This window comes from Stenotrophomonas sp. 8(2023) (assembly GCF_030345295.1).
Lineage (GTDB): Bacteria > Pseudomonadota > Gammaproteobacteria > Xanthomonadales > Xanthomonadaceae > Stenotrophomonas > Stenotrophomonas muris.
In genome coordinates this window covers 2,998,256-3,018,277 of the sequence record NZ_CP128404.1, presented here as the reverse complement: position 1 = coordinate 3,018,277, position 20,022 = coordinate 2,998,256, and the positions used below count along the sequence as shown (strand labels likewise).

Below are 20,022 nucleotides of genomic sequence, written 5' to 3'. Positions count from 1 at the left end.
ACATGAACCATGCCGACTGGACCAAGGTCCCTACGCTGGCGGGCACCCATGCGCGGCTGGAGCCGCTGCAGATGGGGCATATCGATGGCCTGCGCGGCGCGCTTGGCGATGGCGCGTTGTCCAGGCTCTGGTACACCCAGGTGCCCGATGCGAAGACCATGGCCGGCTACGTGCAGGCAGCGCTGCAGGCGCAGGCCGAAGGCAGGGTGCTGCCGTTCGTGGTGTTCGATGCCAACGACCAGATTGTCGGCACCACCCGCTACTACGATCTGCAAGCGGACGTGCCGCGCCTGAGTATCGGTTACACCTGGTATGGCGAGTCTGCGCAACGCACCGGGGTCAACACCGAGACCAAGCTGATGCTGCTCAGCCACGCGTTCGAGCGGTTGCAGTGCCTGAGCGTCGTGTTCGAGACCAGCTGGTTCAACTTCACTTCGCGCACCGCCATCGCACGCCTCGGCGCCAAGCAGGATGGCGTGCTGCGCAACCACAAGCGGCACGCCGACGGCACGCCGCGCGACACCGTCATCTTCTCCATCATCGATGCGGAATGGCAGGGCGTGAAGCGCCACCTGCAGTACCGCCTGGACAGCCACGCATGAACGATTCGACTTTCACCCTGGGCATCGTCGGGGCCCGCGGCCATACCGGCGCCGAGCTGATCAAGCTGGTGGCCGCCCATCCGCGCCTGGAACTGGCCTTCGTCTCCTCGCGCGAGCGCGCCGGGCAGCGCCTGTCCGACCACCACCCGGAATTCCAGGGCGAGCTGCAGTACGAGAACCTGGATGCCGACGCGGTGGCCGCCAAAGTCGTGGACGCGGTGATCCTGGCCCTGCCCAACGGCCTGGCCGCACCGTTCGTGGCCGCGCTTGAAGCCGCCAAGCCGGACACCGTCATCGTCGATCTCTCGGCCGACTACCGCTTCGACAACAGCTGGTATTACGGCCTGCCGGAGCTGACCCGCGGCCGCTACAACGGCCAGAAGCACATCAGCAACCCGGGCTGCTATGCCACGGCGATGCAGCTGGCGGTGCATCCGCTGCTGGACCTGCTGGCCGGCCCGCCGCAGTGCTTCGGTGTCTCCGGCTACTCCGGTGCCGGTACCACGCCGTCGGACAAGAACAACGTCGAACTGCTGGCCGACAACCTGATGCCGTATGCGCTGACCAACCACGTGCACGAGCGCGAGGTGTCGGTGCAGCTGGGCGTGGCCGTCGAGTTCATGCCGCACGTCGCGCCGCATTTCCGCGGCATCACGCTGACCGCCAACCTGTGGCTGAACCGCGTGCAGACCCGCGAACAGATCGTCGAGCGCTTCCAGCAGGCCTATGCCGGCGAACCCCTGATCGAAGTGGTGGATGAAGCGCCGTGGGTCAGCCGCATCGCCGGCCGCCACGGTGCCCAGGTCGGTGGCTTCACCCTGGCCCCGGGCGGCAAGCGGGTGGTGGTGGTGGCGACCCTGGACAACCTGCTCAAGGGCGCGGCCACCCAGGCCATGCAGAACCTCAACCTTGCGCTGGGCATCGACGAACTGACGTCGATCCCGCACTGAACACGCCTTCCGGAGCCCCCATGGCAGACCTTCTTTGGCAGAAGCCCGGCGTCGCTGTCGACGCCCAGATCCAGACCTTCCTCGCCGGCGACGACGTGATCCTCGACCGCGAGTTCTTCCTGCATGACATCGCTGCCAGCGCCGCGCATGCGCAGGGCCTGCAGCACATCGGCATCCTCAGCGCCGACGAGCTGGCAGGCCTGCTGCGCGAGCTCGACGTGCTGGCGCAGGATTTCCGTGAAGGCCGCTTCGTGCTGGATACGCAGTACGAAGACGGTCACTCAGCAATCGAAGCGCGTTTGACCGAACGCCTCGGCGACGCTGGCCGCAAGATCCACACCGGCCGCAGCCGCAATGACCAGATCCTGGTCGCCACCCGCCTGTGGCTGAAGGAGAAGCTGCTGCGCGTGGCCGGGCTCAGCACCGACGTGGCCAAGATCGCGCTGGACCGTGCGCAGGCCGAGAAGGACCTGCCGATTCCCGGCTATACCCATATCCAGCGCGCCGTGGTCTCTTCGGCCGGCATGTGGTGGGCCGGATGGGCCGAGGCCTTCATCGACAACGCCATCCGCGCCCGTGACACCCATGCGCTGGTCGACGCCAATCCGCTCGGCACCGCCGCCGGCTACGGGGTGAACCTGCCGCTGGACCGCGAGCACACCACGGCCGCGCTCGGTTTCGCGCGCATGCAGATCTCGCCGATCTACGCACAGCTGTCGCGCGGCAAGTTCGAGCTGGCCGCGCTGGAAGCACTCGGTGGCGCTACGCTGGACCTGCGCCGCATCGCCTGGGACCTGTCGCTGTTCACCAGCGCCGAGTTCGGCTTCGTCGCGCTGCCGGCGCAGTACACCACCGGCAGTTCGATCATGCCCAACAAGCGCAACCCGGACGTGATCGAGCTGATGCGTGCGACCCACGCCAGCGTCGCCGCCGCGCGCACCGAGATCGAGCAGCTGCTGTCGCTGCCTTCGGGTTATCACCGTGACCTGCAGTCGTCCAAGGGCGCCATCTTCCACGGCTTCGGCCGTGGCCTGGCCGCGCTGGAACTGCTGCCGGCGCTGCTGGCCAATCTGGAGTGGCGTGACGACAGGCTGCGCGCAGCGATCGATTCGGGCATGTATGCCACCGACGTCGCCGTGGAAGCGGCGGTGGCCGGTGTGCCGTTCCGCGAGGCCTACAAGGCCGCTGCAGCCGGTGCCGACAGCGCAGGGCAGGGACGTACCCCGGAAGGCAGCCTGGCTGCGCGTGTATCGCCGGGCTCGGCCGCCGATCTGCGCCTGGACGAACTGCGCGCACGCTGGCAGGCGCTGTCCTGATGGCGGGCACTGTCTACCTGGTGATGGCGATGCGCCGGCCGGACTTCAACGATGCGGCGGTGCAGCCGCACCGCGATTTCCTCGAGGCGTTGCAGGCACAGGGAAAGCTGCAGCTGACCGGTGGTTTCGCCGATGGCAGCGGTGGCGCCTATGTGCTGTGCAACGTCGAGAGCCTGGAACAGGCGCAGGCGATCGTCGCCACCGATCCGCTGGTGACGATGCACGCTTCCGAGCTGACCGTGCACGAATGGAATACCCGCTGAGGCCCTGACCGATGACCCTGCACGCCGCCACCGTCGCTTCGCCGTTCCCGCAACAGGCGCTGCCGCCATGGCGGCGTGCGGTGCTGAAGGTTGGCAGCAGCCTGCTGGCGGCCGATGGTGGCGGCCTGTCGCCACGCCACGCGCTGGGCCTGGCCCAGTTTGTATCCGCCAACGTACTGGCTGGGCGCGAGGTGGTGATCGTCTCCTCCGGCGCGGTTGCGGCGGGGCGCGCGATCCTGCCGCGGGCCGATGAACCCGGTGCGGCGATGGCGGCGCGCCAGGCCCTGGCCGCGCTCGGCCAGGCGCAGCTGATCGGGCTCTGGCAGCGCTTCTTCGAGCGCCCGGTGGCGCAGGTGCTGCTGACCCACGACGACCTGCGCAACCGCCGCCGCTACCTCAATGCACGCGCCACGCTGAGCGAACTGCTGCGGCTGGGTGCGCTGCCGGTGGTCAACGAGAACGACACCGTATCGGTGGACGAGCTCAAGCTCGGTGACAACGACAACCTGGCCGCGACCGTGGCCGCGCTGGTCGATGCCGATGCACTGTTCATCGCCACCGACATCGACGGCCTGTACAGCGCAGATCCGCGCACCGTGGCCGACGCGCGGCCACTGCACGACGTGCCGGAACTGAGTGACGATGTGCTGGCGATGGCCGGCGGCGCCGGCTCGCGCGCCGGCACCGGCGGCATGCGTACCAAGCTGGAGGCGGCGGCCAAGGCGGGCCGCCTCGGCATCGAGACCTACCTGTTCAACGGCCGCAGCAGCGATGTGGTGCGCGCGCTGGCGCAGGACCGCCTGTTCGGCACCCGCATCCACGCCGCACGCAGCCGCGAGGCTGCCCGCAAGCACTGGCTGCGGCACGCGCCGCTGGCCGAGGGCGCGATCGTCGTCGATGCCGGTGCGGCACAGGCGATGCGGGAGAAGGGCGCCTCGCTGCTGCCCGGCGGCATCACCGCTGCCGAGGGGGCATTCCGCCGCGGCGACATGGTGCAGGTGTGCTGGATCGCACCGCAGGGGCGTGTCTGTGTCGCCCGCGGCGTCAGCCAGTACGCGGCCGACGACGTGCGCCGGATCGCCGGCCATCATTCGCGCGACATCCAGGCCGTGCTGGGCTACAACTACGGCGGCAGCGTCGTCCATCGTGACGACCTGGTGCTGCCATGACCGGTTTGAAGGACACCCCGATGAGCGAAATCGAAGCCCAGGCGCGCGCCTGCCGTGATGCAGCGCAGATCGTTGCCGGCCTGGACAGTGCGGCGCGACGCACGCTGCTGCTGGCGATGGCGCAGGCCCTGGAAGTAAATGCCGGACTGATCCTGGCCGGCAACGCACGCGACCTCGCCGCCGCGCGCGACAAGGGCGTTGGCAGTGCCATGCTCGACCGCCTCGCACTGGACCCGCCGCGGCTGTTCGCGATGGCCGAGGCGGTGCGCGAGGTGGCCGCGCTGCCTGACCCGGTCGGCCAGGTGACGCGCGACGACGTACGTCCCAACGGCATCCGCGTGCAGAAGGTGCGCGTGCCGCTGGGCGTGATCGCGATGATCTATGAGGCGCGCCCGAACGTGACGGCCGAAGCCGCCGCGCTGTGCCTGAAGGCCGGCAATGGCGTGATCCTGCGCGGTGGTTCCGAAGCGATCCACTCCAATACCGCCATCGCCCAGGCGCTGGCCGGTGCATTGAAGGCCAACGGCGTACCGCCGGCGGCGGTGACCGTGCTCACCGACCTGCGCCGCGAGGCGATGCTGGAACTGCTGCAGCTGCATGAGCTGATCGACCTGGCCATTCCGCGTGGCGGCGAAGGCCTGATCCGTTTCGTGGCCGAGCACGCGCGCGTGCCGGTGATCAAGCATTACAAGGGGGTGTGCCACCTGTTCGTGGACGCCAGCGCCGACCTCGGCAAGGCCATCGACCTGCTGGTGGACGGCAAGTGCAGCCGGCCGGCGGCGTGCAATTCGCTGGAGACGCTGCTGGTGCACCGCGCCGTGGCTGACGCGTTCCTGCCGCGCGTGGCGCATGCGCTGGGTGAGCGTGGGGTGCAGCTGCGCGCCGATGCGCAGGCGCAGCCGTTGCTGCCGGGCAGCACGGCGGCGACCGAGGAGGATTACGCCGCCGAGTTCCTCGATCTGGTGCTGGCGGTGCGCGTGGTCGATGATCTTGATGCAGCCATCGCGCACATCCGCACCTATACCTCCGACCACACCGAAGTGATCGCCACCGAGGACACCGGCCACGCCGAGCGCTTCGTCAACGCGCTGCGCTCGGCGGTGGTGATGGTCAACGCTTCGTCGCGCTTCTCCGATGGTGGCCAGCTGGGCCTGGGCAGTGAGATCGGTATTTCCACCACGCGCCTGCACGCCTACGGCCCGATGGGCTTGGAAGCCCTCACCGTTGAACGATTTGTCGTGCGCGGCGAAGGGCAGACGCGTACATAAGTGGATCCACGCGGCGCGTAGATGCTCTTCGCGGCAAACCCCGGTGCCGACCAAGGCCGGCACCCACCAGGCCCAAGCGCCGACCAAGGTCGGCAGCTACCAGGTCGTCGGGTTACACCACCTCGCGGCGGATGCCGACCGGCCGTGCGTGATCATCCATGTGCAGCGTGGCGGCCTTGCAGCCCATCAGGCGTTCGGCCAGCCCGGTGCTGGCGCCCAGATCGGCGGCCACTTCGTCGAGGCTGGCCAGGGGCCGCGGCAGGCGGCGTTCGCGGCCACGGAAGCGGGCGCGGTTGTACTCGGCCCAGGCGATCAACAGCACGCTGGCGCACAGCAGCATCAATGGCAGCGCGACCAGCACGTACGGGTCGAACTGGTTCTGCCGTTCGTAGAGCTGCCGCCAGGCCAGCTGGCCACCGATCAGCCACGAGAGCAGGGTCACCAGGGGGGCCCACAGATAGAAGTAGAAGCCCCAGAACGCCAGGGTGACGAAGCCCCAGGCAGTGCGCTGGAAGTGTGGCTGGCGATGCGGCTTGCGGATCATCCGCGAGTCGAAGCGGTTGGACGGGCGTTGCGCGTTCATCGGATCCCCCGGTCAGGGCTGGTCCAGGTGGCGCGCTTGCTGCGACGGCGCAGCAGCGTCTTGGGCAGCGCCACCAGGGTGGTGGAAAGGCTGATCAGCCAGTACGCCATCGGGTACCAGATGACCCAGAAGTAATTGCGTCCAATCTGTGTTTCGTAACGCCGGTCGATGATCAGGCTGCTGGCGAACTGCAGCAGGCAGACCAGCGCCAGGATCACGCCATGCCACTCCGGCAGCAGGCTGGCGATATGCAGCTGCGGCGGCAGCTCGATGAACTTGCCCAGTGCCCACAGCAGCACGATGAACAGCATCGTGTAGGCCCAGACCACGCTCAACACGTACTCCAGCAGCACGCCCCACATGCGCCGCTCTTTCCAGTGCAGCAGCGAGCGCGCGTGGCGCAGCATCACTTCCACGCCGCCTTGGGCCCAGCGCAGGCGCTGCCGCCAGAGGCCCTTGAGCGTCTCCGGCATCAGGATGAAGCACAGCGCATTGGGTTCGTAGCGGATGTCCCAGTGCGCGCGCTGCAGGCGCCAGCTGATGTCGATGTCCTCGGTCACCATGTCATCCGACCACCAGCCGACCTGGTGCAGGGCAGTGCGGCGGAAGCCGGCGATCACGCCGGAGATGGTGAAGATGCGGCCATACACGCGCTGTGCCCGCTTGATCATGCCGATGATCGAGGAGAATTCCGCCACCTGCAGGCGTCCGAGCAGGGTGGAGCGGTTGCGGATGCGCGGGTTGCCGGTGACCGCACCGACCCGGTTGCCACTGACCAGGTGCCAGACCATCCAGTGCAGTGCATGCTCTTCCAGCATCGCATCGCCATCGATGCACACCAGGTACTCCGAGCGTGCGGCCAGTGCGCCCATGCGCAGCGCATTGGCCTTGCCCAGGTTGCGGTCCAGGTGCAGCACGCGAAGCCGTGGATGCCTTGCCGCCAGCGCATCCAGCCGTGCGCCGGTGTCATCGCTGCTGCCATCGTCGATGGCGATCACTTCGTAATCGGCGGGGTAGCGCTGGGCCAGCGCCGCAGTGAGCGTGTCGTCCAGGTTTTCTGCTTCGTTGTGGCAGGGCACCAGCAAGGTCGCGAAGGGAGGGGCGATCATCAAGGGCGGATCGTTGCGCGGACGTGAGTGACGCTCGCGCCGGAAGTAGTAGTACAGGCCACCGGACATCCAGAAGAACGCCATCACCATCGGGTAGTAGAAGGCGAACTGGAACAGGACCTGCAGCAGCGGATGCATGTCCACGTCACTTCTCCGGGTACGGGAAGTTGCCGGCGGACATTGCCGCGCGGGCATCGCGGGTGGAGGGCTGGTCGGCGATGAAGTCATCGGGGTACCAGGCGAAGTGGTGCACGCCCTGCGCCTGCAACTGGCGGATCTGCGCACGCAGGCGCCCGGCGGGAATCGGCTGCCCGCTGCGCCAATCGACGGTCTGCAGCTCGAACAGCGTGTGCTGAAGCTGCGGGTCGTGCGCACGTACCGCGGCCAGCAACTGGTCGAGCCAGCGCTCGGGGTGCCTGCTGCCTTCCATCCACGGCATCGCCATCAGCGCCGTCTGGTCGTAGGCCTTGTTGAACAGGTCCAGGCGCTGCGCGAACCAGGCTTCGCTCTGCGGGCGGAGTACCGGCTCGGCATACAGGTTGCGCACCGTTGCCAGTTTCGGCCGCCAGCGCTGCGCGCTGTTGCGCAGGGCCAGGGTGAAGTCGATCAGTGCCTGGGTACGTGCGCTGCCATCTTCGCCGGCCGCCAGGGCGGGCAGCTCGGTGTCGCGCAGGTAGCCGTCGTCATGGAACAGCAGGCCTTCGAAGTAGGAATTGACCGCCAGGTCCTCGTAGATGTCGAGCATGATCTGCCTGGCCTTCGGGTTGGTGAAATCCAACCGGTACATGCCGTCGGCATCCCCATTGCGGATCGCCAGCACCTTGCGCTGCTCCGGGTCGGGCAGTTCGAAGCCGAGCACTGGCAACCACGCGTAGACCTTCACGCCCGCGCGGGATTTCAGCTGCCAGGCGACGCGGCTGAACAGGTCCGCCCGCATCGGCATGTGCCGGTTCGGGAAATACAGCGCATCGGCGGTGTTGTTGCCGTCCGGGTCGGCAAAGGCCTGCAGATAGACATGGGTCGGCGCGATGCGCTTGACCCGCTCGATCAATGCATCGAGATTGCGTGCCTGCTGCGCTGGATCCGGGTCATACATATCATCCAGATCGATCTGCAGGGCGCGGATGCCATCGAGCGCCACGTCTCGGCGCAGTTCGTAGGCCAGGCCTTCCACGGTCGGGTTGTTGCTCACCAGCAATCGTGCCAGCCCGTGCAGGTCGCGGGCCACTGGCGTGCTACGGCCTTCCAGGTCGAACGAAACCGGCATGCCCAGCTGCTCGGCGATGTCGTTGCTCAACTGGTTGTACGCGGCATATGGCCAGACGATGGCGCGCGGGCGCACGCCCAGGTGCTGCTGGATGCGCTGCACGCTGCGCGAAAGATCAGTGCGCAGGCGCTGCTCATACTGTGTCCCGCTCTCGTAGCTGCGCGTGGCCGGGGTGTAGATGCGGGTGACCACGGCGGGCGTGGAGTTTCCCTGCGGATTGGCAAGCACGCCGTGGTGCAGGTCGTCGGTATGGCTGGCCACTTCGATCAGGCCACTGTCGTGCATCTGCTTCAGCTGCGCCCAGGTCACGAAGTCATCGTGGCCGAACGGGCGGTAGCCGTAGTCGATGGTGCGGCCCGGTGCCATGTCCACGTAATCGGTGATCACCGCCACCAGGGCCGGGTAGTGGTAGGCCTGCAGCAGCGGGAAGGCCTTGTCGTAGACGCTGCGCAGGCCATCGTCGAAGGTCAGCAGCACCGGCTTGGGAGGCAGCGTGGCGCGGCCCTGCGAGGCCTCGATCAGCTGCGACAGCGAAACCGGGTGGTAGCCGTGCGCGCCCAGCCAGTCCAGGTGCGCGGCGAAGTTCTGCGTGCTCACCGCATAGGAATCGGCATCACCCTTGGCGGCCACCTTGTCGCGGATGTCGTGGTAGCTGAGGATCAGCAGGCCGTTGTCGATCGCATCAAGATGCAGGGGCTGCTGCGCGAACGCCGGTGGCACGCAGGCCAGCAGCAGGAGCACGATCAGTCGCAGGAAGCGGGCCATGTCAGTCTCCCCAGCGCAATGCGGCTTCGAAGCCGATATGGCGCTCGCGATGGCCGTCGTAGACCGGTCGTGACCACCGCACGCCATACTCGAACACGCGGCCAGGGCCCAGCTGCCACTCGTGCATGTAGGACACCGACGGCACCAACGCGCTGCCGAAGCCGTCCTGCCAGTAGTCGCCGAGCGAGACGGTCAGCCGGTGCCGGAAGTGGCGCTCGTAGTGCCGCCACAGCTGCTGGTCGATGCGCAGGCCGATCTCGACCATGCGGTCGCGCTTCGGGTTGAAGTAGGGCGCATCATCGCGGCTGCCGCGACTGGTGTAGGCACTGGCCAGGCCATCGACCAGCCAGCGTGGGCGGGTCAGCAGGCGCTGTTGGACGCTGGTGCCGAACAGCTCGCGGTGGTTGCCGTCGTCATAGCGGAAGCGGCTCGCGCCGAACGTCCAGTGGGTGAGCTCGCTGCGCCGGTAGTCCACCTGTGCGCTCACGCTGTCGGCGGTGATGCCGGCCGCGCGCGCCTGCATCGAGGCCTCCGGGTCATTGCGTGCGACCACCACGCCGGCGTGCCAGGAATCGTTGAACTGCCAGCCGACGCCGACGCGCAGGCCGGTGTCGCCGATGTGATCGTTGGCGCGCAGGACCGCCGCTTCCGCATCCAGTTGCCCGAAGCGGTAACGCACGCCCGCACCCAGCCACAGGGGATCGATGCGCTGGTCCTGGAAGTCGGTCACGCGACGGTCGGCGAGGGCGAACAACCGCCAGCGGTCATCAAGGACCGGCGTCTCCACGTCCACGCCGTAGTGGCGGTCGTTGTTGCCCAGGGGCGAAGTACCACCGCCCCCGGAGCTGCGGCCGATGTCGGTCCATGCCTTCAGCTGCCAGCCGCGATGCGCGCGCCAGGCCTGGTCCATGCGTTCGACTGCCGGCTGGGTGGGGTAGCGTGCGACCAGGTCATCGTGCAGCGGCCGCGCCAGGTCGTCGCGCTGCAGGGCGACATAGGCCTCTTCCATGCCCAGCCGCGGTTCGATGTCCCGCGGATCGAGCGCGTGTGCCATCTGCTGGCGCTGCAGCGCCCGGCGTGGCCAGCCGCGCATCATGTAGACGCTGCCCAGCGCACTCTGCAGCCCGCCGTTGCCGGGTGCGATCTCGACCATCGACTCCAGGTCGTGCTGCGCGGTGTGCAGGTCGCCGCTGTAGGCGCGCACCATCGCCAGGTTGAGATCGGCCTCGTAGCGCGACCAGTTCGCGTACGGCGACTTGCCGTTGCTCCAGCGCCACGCCGGCTCCTTGTCGCGCCATGCCTGCAGCAGGTCGATGGCCTTTTCCTGCTGCTCGCTTTCCAGGTAGGCGTAAGCCAGTTCCGAATGCGAGGCGTCGCGCGTCGGGTCGCCAGCGACGGCCGCCTGCAGCACCGGGATCGCTTCTTCCGGGTGCAGGGTGCCCATCAACGAATCGCCCACTGCGGGCAGCACGTAGTCGGGCAGGGTGTGGCCTTCGGCCTGCAGTGCCCGCGCTTCCTCGCGGACCTGTGCATGGCGGCCCAGCCGGTTGAGCAGGATCAGCCGGTCCATGCGGATCCGCAGTGGTGCCTGCGAGGGCGGGGTGCCTTCGCCGCCGAGGTAGCGCTGCATGCGGGCCAAGGTCGATTCGGCTTCTTCCAGGCGGCTGTCCTCGCTGCTGCTGTAGGCCAGGCTCCAGACCACCAGCTTGGCCAGGTAGTCGCCTTCCAGGCGCTGTTTCTGCGCAGCGTCGAACAGTTGCGGGCGCTGCTGGTACAGCTCCCACGCACGCCAGGCGTTGCCGATGTCGCCCAGCGTCAATACGCGCAGCTTGAACAGCAGGTCGTCGTTGGGTTGCTGCTGGCTGGCGCGCTCGATCGCGCCCAGGGCGTCCAGCCAACGCGCCTGGTCTCGATAGCGGCCGATCTCGGCCAACGCTGCTTCGCGGTCGGGCGGGGCAGCGCCGCTGGCCCAGGCCAGGGCGGTGCAGGCAAGGCCGACGCAGAGCGCCAGCCGGCGGTGGACAACCATTGGGGACCCCCTTGGCTTCCGAACCAGACAACCTGAAAAATGTGACGCACATCACATGCCAGCTTTTGGCGTGGCCGTGGCCCGCGTCACTCCCTTCGTGCATTCCCGCCCAGCGAAGACGGATACAACCCGGACAGCGACCTGCGATGTCTTGTCTGAAACGAAAGTCCCCCGCACACCGAGTGGTGGCCCGGGCGGCGCTGCCGCCCCCATGCCCGATGCCGGCACGCGGCAAGGATGGGCATTCGTGGGCACTATCCGCCCGGAATTGTCAGCCCGGCGTCAAAATGCGCAGACGGGCTGACGAATGGTAGGTGGGCCCGGTTGCGGGCCCCACGTGGCTTACCAGAGATCTTCCAGCTTGCGCGGCTTGCAGGCCACCCACGAAGCGCACAGCATCAGGGCGGCGCAGCCGAACAGGAAGCTGAACGGGAGGGTCCAGCCGTCGCTGACCGTGTGCAGCCAGCCGACCAGGAACGGGCCCAGGCAGCTGAAGCTGTAGCCCACGCCCTGCATGAAGCCGGACAGCGCCGCCGAGCCGGTCGGGGTGCGGGTGCGCAGGTTGATCAGGGTCAGTGCCAGCGGGAAGGTGGATGGGCCGACGCCGAGCAGGCAGGCCCACAGCAGGGGGGCCTTCATCGGTGCCAGCAGCAGGCCGGTGAAGGCGATCACGAACGAGAAAAAGCCGATCAGCACCAGCGGGAACGGGTTCTGCATGCGCACCGCCATCGACGGAATGACCAGCGATGGCAGCAGGCCCAGCGCCGAGAACACGGCGACCATCACGCCACCGAACGCGGGCGTGCCACCGGCCTCGACCACGATGCGCGGCAGCCAGGTGAACATCGAGTAGGTCATCAGCGAGGTCATGCCGAACATCAGCGTCATGCTCCAGCCCAGTGACGTGCGCCAGACCTTGCCATGCGGCTGCGCGGTCGGATCGGACACGTTGGACTGCGGCTTCGGCGCGCGCGTGGCCAGCACCAGCCACGGCAGTGCGGCAGCCAGCGCCAGCAGCGCCCACATGCCCAGCGACACGCGCCAGCCTGCGGCGTTGGCCACCGGCACCGCCAGCAGCGCCGGCAGCATCGTGCCCAGCTGCAGCACGCTGATGTAGAGCGTGCTCATGGTGCCGACCTTGTTGGCGAAATAGCGCTTCACCAGCGGCGGCACCACCACGTTGCCGATGCCCATGCCGGCCAGTGCCACCACCGAACCCAACAGCAGCGTGCCGACGTTGCCGGCGCTGGAACGCAGCAGCAGGCCGGCCATCGCCATCACCATCGCCAGCAGCGTGGTGCGCTCCAGCCCGAGGCGCCGCGCCAGTGCCGGCGTGGCCACGCCGAACAGTGCGAACGACGCGGTCGGCAGCATGCCCAGCACGCCGGTCATGGTGGTACCGAAACCGAACTGCTGGCCGAGCACGTCCAGCAGCGGAGTGATCGAGGTGACCGCGGTGCGCAGGTTGATCGCTGCCAGCAGGATCGCGGCGAATGCGAGGACGCGGCCGTGCAGCAGCGACGGCGAATCGGAAGGGGAGGAACTCATCGGTGGTCCTTGCAGGTGTCGCACGCCGGGGCAATGGCATGCAGCGCCGGCATCGGTCTACGCCGAAGCGGCAGGTGGGGGAGGGGCTGCTGGCGGGCCGGCAGCGCGGCCATTGTACGTGCGGGCTCCGGCAAGGTCCCGTCATGCGGGCGGGCAGGTGCCTGATACAAAAAAACCCGGAGGACAGTGATGTCTTCCAGGCTTCTTGGTGACCACCGAAGTGGTCGGGGAGACAGGATTCGAACCTGCGACCTCTACGTCCCGAACGTAGCGCTCTACCAGACTGAGCTACACCCCGAAGGGAGCCGCCTATTCTAGCGATTCACCCCGATGGCGGCAAGGGGTGAATGCTGTTTTCTTCACACTGCCGAAGCAGTGCCACTTCAGGGAACAAAAAAGCCTGGACGACTTCACCAGGCTTCAATGCGACCACCGAAGTGGTCGGGGAGACAGGATTCGAACCTGCGACCTCTACGTCCCGAACGTAGCGCTCTACCAGACTGAGCTACACCCCGAAGGAGCCGCCTAAGATACCGTGTGAAGGCCAAGGCGGCAAGGTTTTTTTACAGCTCAGCGACGATTTTCTTTCTCGATGCGGTTCTGCTCGCGGGCTTCGAACCACATGCCGTTGAGGATGGCCACCGTCGAGGCGAGGCCGGCACCGAGAATCCAGGCGAAATACCACATGATCAGTCTCCTTCATTCCGGGTAGGTGCCGACCGTTGGTCGGCACACGTGCAAGCAATCAATACGCGTTCGGGTTGTTGCCCATCTCTTCGGTGGTGGTCTTGCCCTTCAGCACGCGGTACACCCAGGTGGTGTAGGCGAGGATGATCGGCAGGAACACCGCCGTGGCCAGCAGCATGATCCACAGGGTCAGGTGGCTGGACGAGGCATCCCACACGGTCAGGCTGGAGGTGGGCTGGCTCGAGGACGGCAGCAGGAACGGGAAGATGGCGAAGCCGACGGTCAGGATGATGCCGGCGATGGCCGCACCGGAGGCAATGAAGGCCAGGCCGCCGCGGCGGGCACGCAGCAGCACCGCACTGGCGAGCAGGCCGGCCAGGCCGAGCAGCGGGGCCAGGATCGTGGCCGGCATCGTGCTGTAGTTGCGCATCCAGCCACCGGCGGCGCCGAGTTCGGCGGTCTTCAGCAGCGGATTGGTGGCGCCGTCGGTGACCACCTGCGAGGTGATCTGGTAACCCGGCAGGCCGAAGGCCACCCAGGCGCCGCCGACCGCAAAGAGCACGAAAGCGATGATCGCGGCGATGCTGCCGAAGCGGGCCGCACGCTCGGCCACCGGGCCGTCGGTCTTCAGCACCAGCATGGCGGCACCGTGGGCGACCAGCATCGACACGCTGAGCAGGCCGGCCAGCAGTGCGAAGGGCATCAGCAGGCCGAAGAACGAGCCGGTGTAGAAGATGCGCATGCTGTCATCGAAGTGGAACGGCACGCCCAGCACCACGTTGCCCACCGCCACGCCCATGATCAGCGCCGGTATGAAGCCACCGATGAACAGCGCCCAGTCCCAGGTGTTGCGCCAGCGCTCGCTGGGCATCTTGCTGCGGAACTTGAAGCCGACCGGACGCAGGATCAGCGCGAACAGGATCACGAACATCGCCAGGTAGAACCCGGAGAAGCTGACCGCGTAGAGCGGCGGCCAGGCGGCGAAGATCGCGCCGCCGCCCAGGATCAGCCACACCTGGTTGCCTTCCCAGACCGGACCAATGGTATTGATCACCAGCCGGCGCTCAGCGTCGTTGCGGGCGACGAAGGGCAGCAGGGTGCCCACGCCCAGGTCGAAACCATCCATCACGGCGAAACCGATCAGCAGGATGCCGAGCAGCAGCCACCAGATCACGCGCAGCGTGGTGTAGTCCAGAAGAATGAAATCCATCTTGGTTCTCCTGCCTCAGGCCTGGCCGGCGGCCGGCGCCGAGGCATTGTGGGAAGCATGCGGCTGGGGCGACTGCAGCGACGGCAGCACCTCGTCCGGACCCTTGCGGATCGCCTTGAGCATCAGCTTGATCTCGACCACGATCAGCGCGGTGTAGATGGCAGTGAAGCCGGCCAGGGTCAGCACGATTTCATGCAGGGCCAGGCCCGACGCCGCATAGAAGGTCGGCAGCACGCCATCGACCGCCCACGGCTGGCGACCATACTCGGCCACGAACCAGCCGCACTCGATCGCGATCCACGGTGCCGGCAGCGTCCACAGGGCCAGCTTGAGGAACCAGCGCTTGTCCTGGAAGTTGTTGCGGCACGAGTAGTAGAAGGCCAGTGCGAAGAAGGCGATCAGGTAGAAGCCCAGGCCGGCCATCACGCGGAAGGTCCAGAACAACGGCATCACGCGCGGCACCGTGTCCATCGCCGCCTGCGAGATCTCCTGCGGGGTGGCGTTGAGGATGTCATCGCGATAGCGCTTGAGCAGCAGGCCGTGGCCCAGGTCCTGCCAGTGGCGGTCGAACATCTCGCGCGCTTCAACGTCGTTCTTGTTGGCGCGCAGGCGTTCCAATGCACCGTAGGCCAGCTGGCCGCCACGCACGCGGTGTTCGGCGCGCTCGACCAGTTCCAGGATGCCGGGAATCGGCTGGTTCAACGAGCGGGTGGCGATCAGGCCCATCAGGTAGGGGATCTTCACCGCGTAGTCGTTCTGGTGAGTCTCCTGGTTGGGGATGCCGAAGGCGGTGAAGTCGGCCGGCGCACGCTCGGTCTCCCACATCGCCTCGATTGCGGCCAGCTTCATCTTCTGGTGTTCGCTGGCGGCGTAACCGCTCTCGTCACCCAGCACGACCACCGACAGCGATGACAGCAGGCCGAACGCCGCGGCCACCGCAAACGAACGACGGGCCAGGTCCTTGTGCTTGTTGCGCAGCAGGAACAGGGCGCTGATCGCCATCACGAACACCGCACCGGTCACGTAGCCGGCGCTGACGGTGTGCACGAACTTGGCCTGCGCCACCGGGTTGAACACCACCGCCATGAAGTCGACCACTTCCATGCGCATGGTTTCCGGGTTGAACACCGCACCGGTCGGGTTCTGCATCCAGCCATTGGCCACCAGGATCCAGATCGCCGACAGGTTGGTCCCCAGCGCCATCAGCCAGGTCACCATCAGGTGCTTGACCTTGCTCAGGCGGTTCCAGCCGAAGAAGAACAGGCCGACGAAGGTCGCTTCCAGGAAGAACGCCATCAGGCCTTCGATCGCCAGTGGCGCACCGAAGATGTCACCCACGTAGTGGCTGTAGTAGGACCAGTTCATGCCGAACTGGAATTCCATGACGATGCCGGTGGCAACGCCCATGGCGAAGTTGATGCCGAACAGGACGCCCCAGAACAGGGTCATCCTGCGCCAGATCTCCTTGCCGGTCATCACGTACACGCTCTCCATGATGGCCACCATGAAGGACAGGCCGAGGGTGAGCGGTACGAATAGGAAGTGGTACATCGCGGTCAGCGCGAATTGCAGCCGCGACAGTTCTACGACTGTCTGATCAATCATGGCCTGGCTACCTCGTTGGATAGTGCCGTTGCAGGTGGCGGGAAGGGTGGTCTACGACGTGAATGATGTGACCGACTACTTCAAACAGCCTTGATCCAGATCAATGTATGAACAGGTGCCCCGGTTGATCGTATGCCAACCTGATGAAGACTGCGACCGCCGGCCGCAGGGGCGGGCTATTGCCTGCGCCTACAATGCCGTGTCTCCCCCGCTGCCCGTGAAGACCTCTTGAGCGCTGCCGAAACGACCCCTGACGGCCTGTCCCCGGAAGCTGAAACCGCCCGCCAGCGGCGTGTGCGCACGGCCTGGCTGGCCGACCTGGCACGCTCCGCCCGGGGCCGCCAGCGCCTGGCCGCGCTGTGCATCAGCCTGTCCGGCGCGCTGTTGATCGGGCAGGCTGCCGCCATCGCCTGGCTGGTGCAGCAGGTGCTGGTGGAGCGCGTGCCGCTGGCCTCTGGCCTGCCGGTGCTGGCGGGATTGGCGGTGATCCTGGTGCTGCGCACCCTGCTGGGCAGCGCCACCCAGGCCGCCGCCGGTGACGTGGCCGACGCCGCCCGGCTGGCACTGCGCGAACGCGTGTTCGCGCGCCTGCTGGGCCAGGGCCCGCTCTGGCTGCGGCAGCGCCGCACCGGTGAACTGGGCGAACTGATGCTGCATCACGGTGATGCGATCGAGAGCTATTACAGCGGCTTCCTGCCGGTGCGCACCGAAGTGGTGGTGGTGCCGCTGCTGATCCTGGCCGCTGTCGCCTGGGTGGACTGGGTGGTGGCGCTGATCCTGCTGTTCACCGCGCCGCTGGTGCCGTTCTTCATGATGCTGGTGGGCTGGGGCGCTGAAGCCGCCGGGCGCGCGCAGCTGGGCGAACTGGCGCGCATGAGCGGCCATTTCGCCGACCGCATCAAGGGCCTGGGCCTGCTGCGCCTGTATGGCCGTGGCGAAGCCGAACTGGCCGGCATCGAGGCCGCCGCCGAAGGCGTGCGCGTGCGCACCCTGAAGGTGCTGCGCATCGCCTTCCTGTCGTCCACCGTGCTGGAATTCTTCGCCTCGGTGAGCGTGGCGATGGTGGCGCTGTACCTGGGCCTGAGCTATCTGGGCATGATGTCGCTGCATGCAGCGGTGCCGACGCTGGGTGCGGGCCTGTTCTGCCTGCTGCTGGCGCCGGAGTTCTATGCGCCGCTGCGACGGCTGGCTGCGCACTACCATGATCGCGCCAATGCACTGGCCGCCGCCGCCGAAGTGGAGCGCCTGCTGCAGTCGCTGCCGGACGAGCAGGGCCTGATCGAGAACGAGGTTGCGCCGCTGGCGGTGGAGCCGGCCGAGGCCGCCTTGCCGCCACTGCAGGCGCAAGGACTGGTACTGCGCCCGTTGGGGGCGCCGCAGGATGTGCTGCGGGATCTGGACCTGCTGCTGGAGCCGGGCCAGCGCCTGGCCCTGGTCGGTCCCAGCGGGTCCGGCAAAAGCACGCTGCTGGAGGCGCTGGCCGGTTGGTTGCCGCCGCGTGCCGGCAAGCTGCAGCTGCGCCCCGGCGTGCAGGTGGCCTATGCCAGCCAGCGACCGTACCTGTTCCATGGCAGCATCGCCGACAATCTGCGCCTGGCCGATCCCGCAGCCAGCGACGCGCGGTTGCGCGCGGTGGCCGAGGCTTCGCAGGTCCTGCAGTTTGCCCAGCGCCTGCCGCAGGGGCTGGACACGGTGATCGGCGAACGCGGCTTCGGCCTGTCCGGTGGTGAAGCCCGCCGCATTGGCCTGGCCCGCCTGCTGCTGCGCGACCCGCAGGTGCTGCTGCTGGATGAACCGACCGCGTTCCTCGATGCCGATACCGAAGCGGCGTTGCTGCGCAGCCTGGCCGCCTATGCACGTGGCCGCAGCGTGGTTGTCGCCACCCACAGCCCGGCCGTGATCGCGTGGGCCGACCGTTGCCTGCTGTTGCCGGAAGGCCGGCTGGTGGAACCGGCACAGGCGGTGCGCGCGTGAGCCGTTCGCCCGATTCGCTGCGCGCCGTGTTCCTGCGGCACCGGCCGCGCCTGTTGCTGACCCTGCTGCTGCTGTGGACCACGATGCTGGCCGGCACGGCGCTGCTGGGCCTGTCCGGTGGTTTCCTCACGGCGGCCGCGCTGGCCGGTGCGGCCGGCCTCGGCCAGGGCTTCAATTTCTTCTCACCCTCGGCCGGCATCCGTGGCCTGACCATGGCGCGCATCGTGTCGCGCTACTTCGAAAAGCTGGTCGGCCACGATGCCACGCTGCGCATTGCCCGCGACCTGCGCGTGTGGTTCTTCCGCCGCGCGCTGCCACTGGCGCCGGCACGATTGGGCGCCACGCGCACCGGCGAGCTGCTGGCGCGGCTGCTGGGGGACATCGGCGAAGTGGATGGGCTGCTGGTGCGTGCGATCGGGCCGCTGGTGGCGCTGGGCGCGCTGTCGCTGGTGGCGGTTGCCTCGGCAGCGCTGATCCTGCCCTCGGCGGCGGTACTGCTGGCGGTGCTGGCGCTGCTGATCGCCTTCGGCGTGCCGTGGCTGGGCGTGCGTGGCCATGACGACGAAGAGGCCGATCGTGCCGCGCACCGCGCGGCGTTGCGCACCGCTGCATTCGAAGGTCTGGAGGGGGCCGGTGACCTGGCCGCGCTGCATGCCGATGCGGCTTGGCAGCTGAAGGTACGCGTGGCCGCCAAGCAGCTGGCCTCGCGTGATCGTCGTCGGCGTTGGCGCCTGATCGCGGCCTCGACCCTGCACGGCCTGGTGGCGGGGCTGGGCCTGGTGGCGATGCTGGCGTTGGCCCTGCACGCCGCCGAACAGCAGCACATCGCGCCGGAAATGGCCGCGGGCCTCGTCTTCCTGACCGTGGCGCTGATCGAACTTTGGGCCGGCATGGGCCTGGCCTGGCAGTCGCTGCAGTCCGGGCGCATTGCTGCTGACCGCCTGCAGGCCATCGTCGAACAACCGCCGACGGTGGAGGATCCGCAGACGCCGCAGCCGGTACCCCAGGCGGCGCGCGTGCATTGGGATGACGTGCACTTCCAGTGGCCAGGTGCCGCGCGGCCGGTGTTGTCCGGCCTGCAGCTGACCCTGGCGCCGGGAGAACGCATCGCGATCCGTGGCGACAGCGGCAGTGGCAAGACCACGCTGTCCAGCCTGCTGCTGCGGTTGTGGGATCCGCAACAGGGGCGAATCACCTATGGCGGACGCGACCTGCGCGACGTCGCCCAGGCCGAGTGGCACCGCCAGCTGGCCTGGCTTCCGCAGAACGCACCGGTGTTTGCCGGTACCGTGGCCGAGAACCTGCGGCTGGGGGATCCCGACGCCCGTGATGCCGCGTTGTGGGCGGTCCTGCGTCGCGTGCGCCTGGGCGACTGGGCCGAGCGCAACGGTGGCCTGCAGGCCTGGGTGGGCGAGAACGGCGCGACGATGTCGGCGGGCCAGGCACGACGCCTGGCGCTGGCGCGCGCGCTGCTGCGCAATGCGCCGATCCTGCTGCTGGACGAACCCACCGAAGGCCTGGACGTGGATACAGCACGTGCGCTGTTGCAGGACCTTTCCGGGTTGCTGGACGGGCGCAGCCTGCTGATGATCACCCACGACGACCTGCCCGAAGGCGTGGTCGATGCGCAGTACCGGTTGCGCGATGGGGTGTTGGAGCGCGAAGTGCTTCGGTAGA

General features: G+C 67.7%; 16 protein-coding genes and 2 tRNA genes. 8 read left to right on the top strand and 10 right to left on the bottom strand.

The window, feature by feature from the left end:
- Positions 1 to 2 precede the first annotated feature (2 nt).
- The 6 genes from QP609_RS14170 to QP609_RS14145 are packed head-to-tail and all read left to right on the top strand — an operon-like array spanning position 3 to position 5,568.
- A complete protein-coding gene (locus QP609_RS14170; protein ID WP_014647784.1) occupies positions 3 to 602 on the top strand; it encodes a GNAT family protein in 600 nt (199 codons plus the stop codon).
- Positions 599 to 1,552 carry an N-acetyl-gamma-glutamyl-phosphate reductase gene (gene argC, locus QP609_RS14165; protein ID WP_197605034.1) on the top strand — a complete coding sequence of 318 codons (954 nt, stop codon included), beginning with the start codon at positions 599 to 601 and terminating at the stop codon, positions 1,550 to 1,552. Before QP609_RS14170 ends, argC begins: the two co-directional genes overlap by 4 nt.
- A 20-nt stretch (positions 1,553 to 1,572) precedes the next feature.
- Entirely contained in the window at positions 1,573 to 2,868 is a 1,296-nt protein-coding gene (argH, locus tag QP609_RS14160; protein ID WP_014647782.1) for an argininosuccinate lyase, read from the top strand.
- On the top strand, positions 2,868 to 3,131 hold the full coding sequence (locus tag QP609_RS14155) for a YciI family protein (protein ID WP_164165722.1): 264 nt from the start codon (positions 2,868 to 2,870) through the stop codon (positions 3,129 to 3,131). The genes argH and QP609_RS14155 overlap by 1 nt, the downstream gene beginning before the upstream one ends.
- Positions 3,132 to 3,142: 11 nt before the next feature.
- Positions 3,143 to 4,300 (top strand): glutamate 5-kinase, encoded by a 1,158-nt coding sequence (gene proB / locus QP609_RS14150; RefSeq protein WP_014647780.1) that lies wholly within the window; start codon positions 3,143 to 3,145, stop codon positions 4,298 to 4,300.
- Positions 4,297 to 5,568, top strand: a complete 1,272-nt coding sequence (locus QP609_RS14145) for a glutamate-5-semialdehyde dehydrogenase (protein ID WP_197621060.1) — start codon at positions 4,297 to 4,299, stop codon at positions 5,566 to 5,568. Before proB ends, QP609_RS14145 begins: the two co-directional genes overlap by 4 nt.
- A 112-nt stretch (positions 5,569 to 5,680) precedes the next feature.
- Here the strand turns inward: QP609_RS14145 and pgaD are convergent, their stop codons facing one another.
- The 10 genes from pgaD to QP609_RS14095 all read right to left on the bottom strand — a co-directional run bounded on the left by pgaD (position 5,681) and on the right by QP609_RS14095 (position 16,371).
- Positions 5,681 to 6,151, bottom strand: coding sequence for a poly-beta-1,6-N-acetyl-D-glucosamine biosynthesis protein PgaD (gene pgaD / locus QP609_RS14140; protein ID WP_197621059.1), 471 nt, complete (start codon positions 6,149 to 6,151; stop codon positions 5,681 to 5,683).
- Entirely contained in the window at positions 6,148 to 7,398 is a 1,251-nt protein-coding gene (gene pgaC / locus QP609_RS14135) for a poly-beta-1,6-N-acetyl-D-glucosamine synthase (RefSeq protein WP_172412062.1), read from the bottom strand. The genes pgaD and pgaC overlap by 4 nt, the downstream gene beginning before the upstream one ends.
- 7 nt (positions 7,399 to 7,405) lie before the next feature.
- A complete protein-coding gene (gene pgaB, locus QP609_RS14130; RefSeq protein ID WP_014647776.1) occupies positions 7,406 to 9,292 on the bottom strand; it encodes a poly-beta-1,6-N-acetyl-D-glucosamine N-deacetylase PgaB in 1,887 nt (628 codons plus the stop codon).
- 1 nt (position 9,293) lies between these two features.
- Positions 9,294 to 11,321, bottom strand: coding sequence for a poly-beta-1,6 N-acetyl-D-glucosamine export porin PgaA (gene pgaA / locus QP609_RS14125; RefSeq protein ID WP_197621058.1), 2,028 nt, complete (start codon positions 11,319 to 11,321; stop codon positions 9,294 to 9,296).
- 342 nt (positions 11,322 to 11,663) lie between these two features.
- Positions 11,664 to 12,869, bottom strand: a complete 1,206-nt coding sequence (locus QP609_RS14120) for an MFS transporter (RefSeq protein ID WP_014647774.1) — start codon at positions 12,867 to 12,869, stop codon at positions 11,664 to 11,666.
- Between the two features lie 221 nt (positions 12,870 to 13,090).
- Positions 13,091 to 13,167 (bottom strand) — tRNA-Pro (locus QP609_RS14115).
- Between the two features lie 140 nt (positions 13,168 to 13,307).
- A tRNA-Pro gene (locus QP609_RS14110) sits at positions 13,308 to 13,384 on the bottom strand.
- 55 nt (positions 13,385 to 13,439) lie between these two features.
- Positions 13,440 to 13,556: a cytochrome bd-I oxidase subunit CydX gene (gene cydX / locus QP609_RS14105; RefSeq protein ID WP_005410354.1), complete on the bottom strand. Its 117-nt coding sequence runs from the start codon at positions 13,554 to 13,556 to the stop codon at positions 13,440 to 13,442.
- A gap of 58 nt (positions 13,557 to 13,614) precedes the next feature.
- Positions 13,615 to 14,766 (bottom strand): cytochrome d ubiquinol oxidase subunit II, encoded by a 1,152-nt coding sequence (gene cydB, locus QP609_RS14100; RefSeq protein WP_014647773.1) that lies wholly within the window; start codon positions 14,764 to 14,766, stop codon positions 13,615 to 13,617.
- 15 nt (positions 14,767 to 14,781) lie between these two features.
- Positions 14,782 to 16,371: a cytochrome ubiquinol oxidase subunit I gene (locus tag QP609_RS14095; RefSeq protein ID WP_005410352.1), complete on the bottom strand. Its 1,590-nt coding sequence runs from the start codon at positions 16,369 to 16,371 to the stop codon at positions 14,782 to 14,784.
- A 228-nt stretch (positions 16,372 to 16,599) separates the two neighbouring features.
- On the opposite strand from QP609_RS14095, the gene cydD reads away from it, so the two are divergent.
- The gene (gene cydD, locus QP609_RS14090; RefSeq protein WP_014647772.1) at positions 16,600 to 18,345 is read left to right on the top strand and encodes a thiol reductant ABC exporter subunit CydD; all 1,746 of its coding nucleotides are present in this window, start codon (positions 16,600 to 16,602) and stop codon (positions 18,343 to 18,345) included.
- Positions 18,342 to 20,021 (top strand): thiol reductant ABC exporter subunit CydC, encoded by a 1,680-nt coding sequence (gene cydC / locus QP609_RS14085; protein WP_169410946.1) that lies wholly within the window; start codon positions 18,342 to 18,344, stop codon positions 20,019 to 20,021. The genes cydD and cydC overlap by 4 nt, the downstream gene beginning before the upstream one ends.
- Position 20,022: the final 1 nt, after the last annotated feature.